This is a genomic window from Ideonella sp. P3_A4, assembly GCF_056403075.1.
The window spans coordinates 1-9,728 of the sequence record NZ_JBFUGE010000221.1 but is presented as its reverse complement, the minus strand read 5'-3'; the positions used below and the strand labels follow the sequence as shown (position 1 = coordinate 9,728).

Here is a 9,728-nt window from a genome sequence, read left to right as displayed (position 1 = left end):
GCGGTGGAGCACTACGACGACAAGAACAGCCCCGGGGACTGGCGCAGGCAGCGCGTGCAACGCGCCGGCTGGCTCGTGATGAGCTCGCCGCAGTACCAGATCATCCGCTGAACGACGCAAGGCCCGACGATGACCCGCTTCACTTCTTCTTCCTTGCGCCGTCGCGACTGGTTGCGTCTGCTGGGCGGCACCGCCGGCATGGCCGCACTCGGCGGCGTCGGTTCGCTGTTGGCACCGCGCAGTGCGCAGGCCGGCGACTACAAGGCCCTGGTCTGCATCTACCTGGTCGGCGGCAACGACGGCTACAACATGATGGTGCCGGCCGACTCGCGTTATGCCCAGTACAGCGAGGCCCGCAGCCAGCTCGCCTTGCCCAAGACCTCGCTGCTGCGCCTGTCGGGCACGGACTATGGCCTGCACCCGTCGATGAAATCGCTGCTGCCGATATGGTCGGCCGGCCATCTGGCGCCGATCGTGAATGTCGGCCCGCTGTCGGCGCCGCTGACGAAAGAACAGTACCTGGCCGCCGGCCCCGACTCGCCGCTGGTGCCGGACAACCTGTTCTCGCACTCCGACCAGCAGCGCGCCTGGGAATGTGCCAGCGTTGACGCCATGGCCCGCACCGGCTGGGGCGCCCGTGCGACCGAGACGATGGCGACCACCTACCCGGTGATTTCACTGGGCGGCAACAGCCGCTTCGGCACGGGCGAGAAGGCACCGGCGCTGGTGCTGCCAGGCCCCGGGGGGCTGTTCGCCGCCGCCGGCCTGGCGCCGGGCGACATCACTTACCCGGCCGACCAGAAGCGCAAGGCTGCGGTCGACGCGCTGTATGCGCCGGGGCAGAAAGGCGAGATGACCGAGATCTACGCCAGCATGCAGCGCGACGCCTTCGCGATGTCCGATCGCCTGGCCGAGCTGGTCAAGGGCCTTCCTGGCGACGACAGTGTGCCGGCGGCGATCGACAAGGCTTTCGACCCGTTGATCGAAGGCCAGGAGCTGTCGACCAGCCTGGGTGGACAGCTCTACCAGATCGCCAAGCTGATCGCCGGCCGCCAGCAGGTGCAGGGCGACCGCCACATCTATTTCGCCAGCCTGGGCGGCTTCGACACCCATGCCGACCAGATCGCCAACAGCGACAGCACGACCGGCATGCACGCCGACCTGTTGGCCGAGGTGGCCGGCGCGATGGCCTGCTTCCACGATGCGATGGTCAATCTGGGCCTGAACAAGCAGGTGACGGCGTTCACCAGCAGCGATTTCGGTCGCACGCTGGTGCCGAACAACAGCGGTGGCTCCGACCATGCGTGGGGCAACATCCAGCTGGTTTGCGGCGGCTCCGTCAAGGGCGGCGCGACCTACGGCGAGTACCCGAAGCTGGTGCTCGGCGGGCCGGACGATGTCGGCGTGCAGGAGTGGGAAATGCAGGGCCGCTGGATCCCGACCGCCAGCGTCGACCAGTACGCCAGCACGCTGCTGAAATGGTTCGGCTCGACCGGGCCGCAGATCGACGCGATCCTGCCGAACCTGTCGGCCTTTCCGGATCGCACGCTCGGCTTCATGCTGCCGGCCTGACCCGGCTCAGGCGCTGTGGCCGAGTCGTCGCAGCGCTGTGGTCAGGGCAGTTCGAGCGCCAGCACGCCGCTGCGAGACCAGGCTTCGGCCTCTTCGCGCAGCAGGTGCAAGGCGCGCGGATGCTGGTCGGCCCAGCCATTCGGCCAGCGCAAGAAGGCCACCTGGGCTCGCCGCTCGATATCGATGGCGTCGACATCCGCCGGCCCACGGGCATGGCATTGGATGACCGCCAGCCGCAGGCACAGCAGCTGCCAGGCCACCTCCTGCCGCGTCAGCGCCTCGTCGATCTTGCGCAGGCCGCCCCGCTGACCGAGCACCAGTTCGGCCACACGCCGCTGCTGGCTCTGYGAAAAGCCGGCCGCGTCGACGTTCGCCACGAGATAGGCGCTGTGGCGGTGGTGATCGTGGTGCGAGACCATCAGCCCGACTTCGTGCAACTCGGCGGCCCAGCGCAGCTCGTGCTGGCGCTCGACCTCGGCGCCGGGTTCGACCTGGCCGTGCCAGCGCAACGCCAGATCGCGAACGCGCCGCGCCTGCTCGCGGTCCACCGCAAAGCGGCGCTGCAGGCGCTGCACCGAGTCGTCGCGCAGGTCGTGACCGCGGGCGAGGTGGCGGGCTACCAGACGGTCGTGCAGGTCGATGATCACGCCCTGTCTCAACGCGCCCTTGGCGGGCAGCAACTCGGGGATATGGAAATGCGTGGCCAGCGTGTACAGGATGGCCACGCCGCCTGCCAGCACCGCGCGGCGCTCTGGCTTCAGGCCCGGCAGCGCGATGCGCTCGACCGAGCCGGCCGCTATGCATTCGGTGATCAACCAGCGCAGCCCGGCTGGCGTGATGCGCCCGTCGGTTTTGCCGCTGGCCGCCAGCACCTCGGAGACGGCGCCGGCCGTGCCCGATGAACCGAGCGCTTCCTGCCAGCGGCCGGGCGTGTACTCGGCCAGGGCTTCTTCCAGCTCCGCGCCGGCGGCCACCTGCGCGGCGCGAAAGGCCGGGGCGGTGTAGCGGCCGTCGGGAAAGTAGCGCATCGACAGGCTGACGCTGCCAACCTGGAACGATTCAGCTTGCGTCGGCTGGCGGGCCTGGCCGAGGATCATCTCGGTCGAGCGGCCACCGATGTCGATCACCAGCCGTTTGGCGTCTGAAGGCTGCAGGTGCGATACGCCGGCGTAAATCAGCCGGGCTTCTTCGCGGCCCGAGATCACTTCGATCGGTACGCCCAGCGCGGCCTGCGCACGCTCCAGAAAGGCGTTGCGGTTGCGCGCCTCGCGCAGCGTCTGGGTGGCCACCGCGCGCACCTGGGCAGCGGTGAGGCCGGTCAGACCATCCCGGAAGCGTTTCAGGCAAGCCAACCCCCGCAGAGCGGCCTCTTCGGTCAGCATGCCGTCGGCATCCAACCCGGCGCCTAGGCGCACGGTTTCCTTCAAGTACAGGTGGCGCCGGTAGCGGCCTTCTCGCATTTGGCCGATTTCCAGCCGAAAGCTGTTCGACCCCATGTCAATCGCGGCCAACAGGCCGGAGGGGGAGGGCAAAGTTAGGGGCATGGCCACGAATTGTGCAGGCGAACAATGGGGTGAACGGGCAAAATTCGGGTCAAACCCAAATATGTGGAGGTGCGTCCGTGTCCATCCCTAAGCCGCTTGAGAAAAAGTCGCCCGCTGTCGCCGTCCGGCGTGCCGGCGGCCACGCACTGAAACTGCTGGCGATCGCTGCGCTCGCCAGCTGCGGCGGCTCGCTGTCCCCCGATGCCTCGTCACAGGTCGAAGAAGACCGGCAAAGCGCGACCAGCGCACCGATCGACTTCGGCGCCGGCCCCGGTGTCGCCGTGGACGAAGAGGCCAACGAGCGTCAATCGGCGTTGGGTGAACAACGGGCGCAGGCCATCAGCGTGCCGACCGGCCCGGCGGATGCGCACCTCAAGGGCGTCTTCGGTGCTGCATTCACCTGGCCGCTGATTCCGCTGCACACGGTGTTGCTGCCCGATGGCCGGGTGCTCAGCTACGGCAGCAAGCCCAGTGGCATCCAGAGCGGTTTGCTGAACTACGCGGTCTGGGATCCGGCGCTGGGCATGGGCGCCAAGGCAAAGACGCTGCTGTCCAACACCACCGGTACCGACATCTTCTGCGCCGGCCAAGCCCTGCTGCCGGCGACGGGCAATGTGCTGCTGGTGGGCGGTGASCGTACCGTCAACGGCCAGCGCAACTATGCGAACAACGACGTCAACCTGTTCACCCCGGTCGACAACAAGCTCACCAAGCAGGCCCAGTCGATGGCCTACCAGCGCTGGTACGCCACGCTGATCACCACCGCCACCGGCGAGCAGGCTGTCATTGGCGGCCGCATCGACCGCTTCTACGAAGGCAGCGCCCAGTACCCGCCGACTGCTGACACCTACGCCAGCATTCCCGAGGTCTACAACGCAACCACCGGCTGGCGCACGCTGACCACCGCCAACAGCGACGCTGCCTACGGCTCGCGCGTGCAGGCCTGGAACTACCCGCGCGCCTGGTGGTCACCCCAAGGTCAGGTCGTCATCTTCAACGTGATGGGCGAGATCTTCTCGCTCGACGTGAATGGCACCGGCACTGTCACTCAACTGCCCGGCACGATGCCGACGGGCGCCTACATGCTGCCGGCCGCGATGTACCAGCCCGGCAAGATCCTGTCGGTGCGCGATGCAGCCCAGGCGGTGGTGGTCGACATCAACGGCGCCACCCCGGTCGTCACCCCGGCGGCGCCGCTGTCGGCCGATCGCCAGTTCGGCAACGCCACCATCCTGGCCGATGGCAAGGTGTGGGTCAACGGCGGTTCGTCCACCGGCAACGACCTGGTCGGCGCGGTCTACGACTCGGAGACCTGGAACCCGGCCACAGGCAGCTGGACGCTGGGTGCGACAGCCACCAAGGCGCGGCTGTACCACAGCGTTTCGATGCTGATGCCTGACGGTTCGGTGCTGACCGGCGGCGGCGGCGCCCCGGGCCCGGTGTCGCAGCTGAACGCCGAGATCTACTTCCCGCCGTATCTCTACAAGACCGATGGTTCGGGCCTGCCCGCCATCCGGCCCGGCATCGTCACTGCGCCGACCGCCGCCACCTGGGGCGCGACGATCCCGGTGGCCATGAACAACAAGAACACCGTCGCCCGGATGACGCTGGTGCGCTTTGGCGCGGTGACACACGCGTTCAGCAATGAGCAGCGTTTCCAGGACTTGAGCTTCACGCAAAACGCCAAGAACCTCAGCGTGACGCTGCCGGCTTCGGCCAACAATGCGCCGCCGGGCTTCTACATGCTGTTTGCGATCGATGCGAACGGCGTGCCGTCAAAGGCCAAGGTGCTGCGCCTGGGGGCTTGAGGCGCGCCAGGGGGCGCGTCAAGCGATGCGCGCCCCGTTGACGAACGGTGAGACAAGCGCCGCAGCGGCTTCGCGGCGATGCGCTTGACACGGTTGATAAGATGAACGCGGCTTTGGCCATCGTGACGCGGCCGCCCGAGAGGGCGCGTTCGTCGTCCAGCTGAACGCGCAGTTTCCCCTTCTCCCGTCGAAGGAGATTCAGGGCGTCGCGAGGCTGGGTTCAAGGCCCGGGGCATGGCCTGAAGCCAAGTCCTGATGCGTGCTGCCGCGCCCCTGCCGGGCGCGGTTTTCGTTTTCACCCGAGCCCCATGACCCTGCTCTACATCGTTGCTGCCACGCTGATCGGCGGGGTGCTGTCGGTCGTGATCGCCGCGTCGATGACCTTTGCCGTGTTGGGCAAGCTGGTCAAGCACCTGGTCAGCCTGTCGACCGGCGTGCTGCTGGCCACGGCGCTGCTGCATGTGCTGCCCGAGGCCTTCGAAAGCCAGAAGGCCAGCCCACACGCCCTGTTCACCACCTTGCTGGTCGGGCTGCTGTTCTTCTTCCTGCTCGAGAAAGCCGAGCTGTACCGCCACGCCCACCACCACGAGGGTGATGGTCACGAACACCACCACCATTTCGACGCTGAGCAGGCCGGCCGCGGCGGTTTCAGCGTGCTCGTGGGCGACAGCATCCACAACTTCTGCGATGGCGTGATCATCGCGGCGGCGTTCCTGGTCAGCCCCGAGCTGGGGGCCACGACCTCGCTAGCCGTCATCCTGCACGAGATTCCGCAAGAGGTCGGTGACACCATCGTGCTGATCAACGCCGGCTTCAGCCGCCGCAAGGCGCTGCTGTACAACGCCGCGTCGGGCCTTACGGCGGTTGCCGGTGGTGTGCTGGGTTACTTCGTGGTCGGCGCTTGGCAGGAAGTCTTCCCCTACCTGCTGGTGGTGGCGTCGAGCAGCTTCATCTACGTGGCGGTGGCGGACCTGATTCCGCAAATGCAGCGCCACCTGCCCTGGCGAGAGATCCTGGCGCAGGTGGCTTGGATCGGCGCCGGGCTGCTGCTGGTGTTGTCAGCTACCCGTTTGATGCACGACTGAACGATGCGCTTGGCGGCGCGCTGGCGTCGCTATTTGACGATCAGGATTGGCACCGCGCTGTGCGTCAGCACCTTTTGTGTCTCGCTGCCCAGCAGCAGCGCGCTGACGCCGCGTCGCCCATGCGAGGCCATCACGATCAAGTCGCAGCCCTGGGCTTTGGCGTAGTCAGTGATCGCTTCCCAGGGGTGCAGCGCTTCGACGGTGTGGCCGGAGCAAGTCAGGCCCTCCAGCGCGGCTGCATCGACGACTGATTTCACACGTGCCGCGGCGATGCGCTCCTGAGCGTCGTAGAACTCCTGTGGCGGCACTGGCTGCATCTCGGAGATCGCGCTGTAGGGGAAGGGCTCCTTGACGCTGATCGTCGAGATCGTGGCACCCAGAGTCTTGGCCAGGGTGATGGCGGTCTGCACGGCCTTCGAGGTGATGTCCGAGCCGTCAGTGGGAACCAGGATGTTCCGGTACATGCTGCTCTCCTTCGCTGGCGCCGGGACTGCCCGGCTCATGTCGGAGTGTTGCGCGTTCAGCGCCGCTTGTCTTGATACCTGTCAAGCAGTCGCGGTGTCGGACGACGTCGACACGCGCGAGGGGTCAGCCGCGCGCCACCGGCCGCGCTGGGTCGCTCGACCATTCGCTCCATGAGCCGGGGTAGAGCGTCGAACCGGTCAGGCCAGCGGCTTCCATGGCGAGCAGGTTGTGGCAGGCCGTCACGCCCGAGCCGCATTGGTGGACGATGCGGTCGGCGGGTGCCCCGAATGCTGCAAATACCTTTCGCAGGTCGTCCGCCGGCAAGAATCTTCCGTCTGCGGCGAGGTTGTTCTTGAAAAAGCGATTGCGCGCGCCGGGGATGTGGCCCGCCTGAGCGTCGAGCGGCTCGACCTCGCCGCGGAAGCGCTCCGGCGCGCGGGCGTCGATCACCAGCGATGCTGCCGGTGCTGCCAGCAAGCGCTCAGCCGATACGGTTGGCATGGCCGGTGCGCGGAGCGGATAGGGTACGGCGGCCGGTTCAGTTCGATGGAGTTCGCTGTCGATGGGACCGCCGGCGGCTTGCCAGGCGGCCAGACCCCCATCCAATACCGACACATTGGTGTGACCCAGCCAGCGCAGCAGCCACCAGGCGCGCGCGGCGTAGGGGCCGCCTTGGGTGTCGTAGGCGACGACGGGGGTGTCGGGACCGATGCCCCATGCCGTCAGCGTGGCGGCAAAGGCCTCGCGCGTAGGCAGCGGATGGCGTCCCCCGTCGATCGCTCCGCGGGCAGTCTTCGGCCCTGACAGATCACGGTCCAGGTGGGCATAGCGTGCCCCGGGCAGGTGGCCCTGGGCATGGGCCTTTTCGCCGGCCTGGCTGTCGGCCAGGTCGAAGCTGCAGTCGAGCACGACCGGCCAGGCCTCGCCGCGGCCCAGCAAGGCGAGCAGTTCGGGTGCGCTGATCAGTGGCGTCGGCAAGGACATGAGTGGACCTCAGGATTCGAAGGTGGAGGATTCGCCGGCAGCGGGCGCGCTGCGCTGGCGCAGCCGGGTGGCGGCCAGGCCGGCGCCCACGATCAGCGCCATACCGGCCAGRGCGACAGGGGTGACTGGGTCATCGAAGATCAGCACGCCGAAGACAAACGAGAACACGATGCCCATGTACTGGAGGCTCGCGTTCGTCAACGGCCGGCCGATCGCATAGGCCCTCGTCATCATCATCTGCGCCACCGTGGCCAGCACGCCCGTGGCCAGCAGCAGCGTGGCGCCGTACCAGGTGTGGCCGTGTGCACCGCTGGCGAGCATCAACAACCCGCCGGCCATGATGCCGCCGAGCGAGAAGTAGAAGACCACGCGGTACTCGGGCTCGCCGACGCGGCCGAGCGCCGTGACCTGCAGGTAGGCCATCGCTGCGCCGAGGCCTGAGGTGAGACCCGCCAGCGCACCTTGGAACTGGTCGCGCTCGATCGTTGGTTGCAGCACCAGCGCGACGCCGAGAAAGCCTGTCAGGACGGTCGCGATCAAGCGGTGGTCGACCTTCGCAGCGCCGAACATCACCGCACCGCCGATCAGGAACATGGCCATCCACACCGAGCTCATGTAGTTCAGCGTGATCGCGGTCGCCAGCGGCAACTTGCCGATCGAATAGAACCACAGCACCAGCGACAGCACGCCGATCGCGCTGCGCCAGAAATGCATCACCGGCACGTTGGTGCGCAGGCTGCCGCCGCGCAAGCGTGTCAGCCCGAAGATGAAGATGCAGCCTACCAGGCTGCGGTAGAGCACGATCTCGCCTGCGCCGTAGTGCGCCGACGCCAGCTTGACGCAGACGCCCATGATCGAGAACAGCAGCGATGCCAGCAGCATCAGCAGCGGGGCGGACATCGACGATGGCATCGTCAGTACGCCAACCCCATCGCCTCGCGCACGTCCTTCATCGTCTGCCTGGCGATGGTGCGTGCCCGCTCGGTGCCCATCTCGACGATCCAGTGCACCTGTTTCGGGTTCGACAGGTAGGCTTCGGCGCGTTCGCGCCAAGGTTGCTGTTCGCGTTGAATGGCCTCGATCACCGGCTGCTTGCAGTCCAGGCAGCCGATGCCGGCGGTGGTGCAGCCTTCGCGCGCCCAGGCCTGCGTCTCGGCCGACGAATACAGCTGGTGCAACGGCCAGACGGGGCAGCGTGCTGGGTCGCCCGCGTCGCTGCGGCGCACGCGCTGCGGGTCGGTCGGCATGCGGCGGATCTTTTGCGCCACCACCTCGGGCTCTTCGCGCATCTCGATCGTGTTGTCGGCGCTCTTGCTCATCTTCTCGCCGTCCAGCCCGGGCAGGCGCGAGGTTTCGGTGAACAGGGCCGCCGGCTCGGGCAGCACGGGCTCGGCCAGTCCGCGGCCATACAGGTGATTGAAGCGGCGCGCCACTTCGCGCGTCACCTCGACGTGCGCGGCCTGGTCTTCCCCGACCGGCACGAAATTGGCGCGGTAGATCAGGATGTCGGCCGCCTGCAGCAGCGGGTAGCCGAGAAAGCCGTAGGTCGCGAGGTCGCGGTTCGGCTGGGTCGTGATCTGGTGCTTGTAGCTGGGCACCCGCTCGAGCCAGCTCAGCGGCGTGCCCATTGCCAGCAGCGTGAACAGCTCGGCGTGTTCGGGCAATCGGCTCTGGATGAACAGCGTCGCGCGCTTCGGGTCGACCCCGGCAGCTAGCCAGTCCACCACCATGTCGTAGACGTTGCGCTCGATGACCTCGCGCTCCTGGTAGTGGGTGGTCAGCGCATGCCAGTCGGYGACGAAGAAGAAGCAGTCGTGGTCGTCCTGCAACCGCACCCAGTTCTTCAGCGCGCCGTGGTAGTGGCCGAGGTGCAGGGCGCCGGTGGGGCGCATGCCGGAAAGAACGCGGGGACGCGTGACCATGTTCGCGGGGCGGCAGTAGTGCGGCTGACGATTCTCTCAGACACCTGCTGCCGGCCAGGTGGCCCGCTTAAACTCTGCCGCCTCTATGAAACGAATCGTGATCCTGCTGTCCGGCCGTGGCAGCAACATGCAGGCCATCGTCGAACGCTGTGCCGCCGAAGGCTGGCCCGCACGGGTGGTGGGCGTGGTCAGCAACAAGGCTGACGCCGCTGGCCTGGCTTGGGCCGCGGAGCGCGGGATCGCGACTGCCTCGGTCGACCACAAAGCCTTCGCGACCCGCGAAGCCTTCGATGCCGAGCTGGCCCGCGTGATCGACCTGTGGGGGCCAGACCCTGTGGGGGCCAGACC

The 9,728-nt window shown here is 67.5% G+C and carries 9 protein-coding genes; 4 read left to right on the top strand and 5 right to left on the bottom strand.

The features are described from left to right. The first annotated feature begins 129 nt into the window (after positions 1 to 129). Positions 130 to 1,572 carry a DUF1501 domain-containing protein gene (locus AC1DYI_RS18785; RefSeq protein ID WP_477205651.1) on the top strand — a complete coding sequence of 481 codons (1,443 nt, stop codon included), beginning with the start codon at positions 130 to 132 and terminating at the stop codon, positions 1,570 to 1,572. Positions 1,573 to 1,613: 41 nt separating this feature from the next. On the opposite strand, the gene AC1DYI_RS18780 is transcribed toward AC1DYI_RS18785, so the two are convergent. After that, complete coding sequence (locus AC1DYI_RS18780) at positions 1,614 to 3,116, bottom strand: Ppx/GppA phosphatase family protein (protein WP_477205650.1); 1,503 nt, start codon at positions 3,114 to 3,116, stop codon at positions 1,614 to 1,616. 77 nt (positions 3,117 to 3,193) lie between these two features. Here AC1DYI_RS18780 and AC1DYI_RS18775 point away from each other — a divergent pair, with 77 nt between their 5' ends. Both AC1DYI_RS18775 and AC1DYI_RS18770 read left to right on the top strand, forming a co-directional pair. After that, positions 3,194 to 4,924, top strand: coding sequence for a galactose oxidase early set domain-containing protein (locus AC1DYI_RS18775; protein WP_477205649.1), 1,731 nt, complete (start codon positions 3,194 to 3,196; stop codon positions 4,922 to 4,924). Positions 4,925 to 5,232: 308 nt separating this feature from the next. Continuing rightward, on the top strand, positions 5,233 to 6,009 hold the full coding sequence (locus tag AC1DYI_RS18770) for a ZIP family metal transporter (RefSeq protein WP_477205648.1): 777 nt from the start codon (positions 5,233 to 5,235) through the stop codon (positions 6,007 to 6,009). A gap of 29 nt (positions 6,010 to 6,038) precedes the next feature. Here the strand turns inward: AC1DYI_RS18770 and AC1DYI_RS18765 are convergent, their stop codons facing one another. From AC1DYI_RS18765 to trpS, 4 genes are all read right to left on the bottom strand, one after another. Further along, positions 6,039 to 6,473: a universal stress protein gene (locus AC1DYI_RS18765; protein ID WP_477205647.1), complete on the bottom strand. Its 435-nt coding sequence runs from the start codon at positions 6,471 to 6,473 to the stop codon at positions 6,039 to 6,041. A gap of 124 nt (positions 6,474 to 6,597) precedes the next feature. Continuing rightward, the gene (locus tag AC1DYI_RS18760; RefSeq protein WP_477205646.1) at positions 6,598 to 7,458 is read right to left on the bottom strand and encodes a sulfurtransferase; all 861 of its coding nucleotides are present in this window, start codon (positions 7,456 to 7,458) and stop codon (positions 6,598 to 6,600) included. Between the two features lie 9 nt (positions 7,459 to 7,467). After that, positions 7,468 to 8,358, bottom strand: coding sequence for a DMT family transporter (locus AC1DYI_RS18755; protein ID WP_477205645.1), 891 nt, complete (start codon positions 8,356 to 8,358; stop codon positions 7,468 to 7,470). A gap of 14 nt (positions 8,359 to 8,372) precedes the next feature. Beyond that, a complete protein-coding gene (gene trpS / locus AC1DYI_RS18750; RefSeq protein ID WP_477205644.1) occupies positions 8,373 to 9,380 on the bottom strand; it encodes a tryptophan--tRNA ligase in 1,008 nt (335 codons plus the stop codon). A gap of 85 nt (positions 9,381 to 9,465) precedes the next feature. Between trpS and AC1DYI_RS18745 the strand changes: the two genes are divergently transcribed. After that, positions 9,466 to 9,728 (top strand): formyltransferase family protein (locus tag AC1DYI_RS18745; protein ID WP_477205643.1); only part of this gene is annotated, 263 nt, incomplete at its 3' end.

Excerpts from the sequence above, each read along its gene's own strand:
- AC1DYI_RS18785 (WP_477205651.1), top strand. The coding sequence starts at position 130 with ATGACCCGCTTCACTTCTTCTTCCTTGCGCCGTCGCGACTGGTTGCGT.
- AC1DYI_RS18770 (WP_477205648.1), top strand. The coding sequence starts at position 5,233 with ATGACCCTGCTCTACATCGTTGCTGCCACGCTGATCGGCGGGGTGCTG.
- AC1DYI_RS18765 (WP_477205647.1), bottom strand. The coding sequence starts at position 6,473 with ATGTACCGGAACATCCTGGTTCCCACTGACGGCTCGGACATCACCTCG.
- AC1DYI_RS18760 (WP_477205646.1), bottom strand. The coding sequence starts at position 7,458 with ATGTCCTTGCCGACGCCACTGATCAGCGCACCCGAACTGCTCGCCTTG.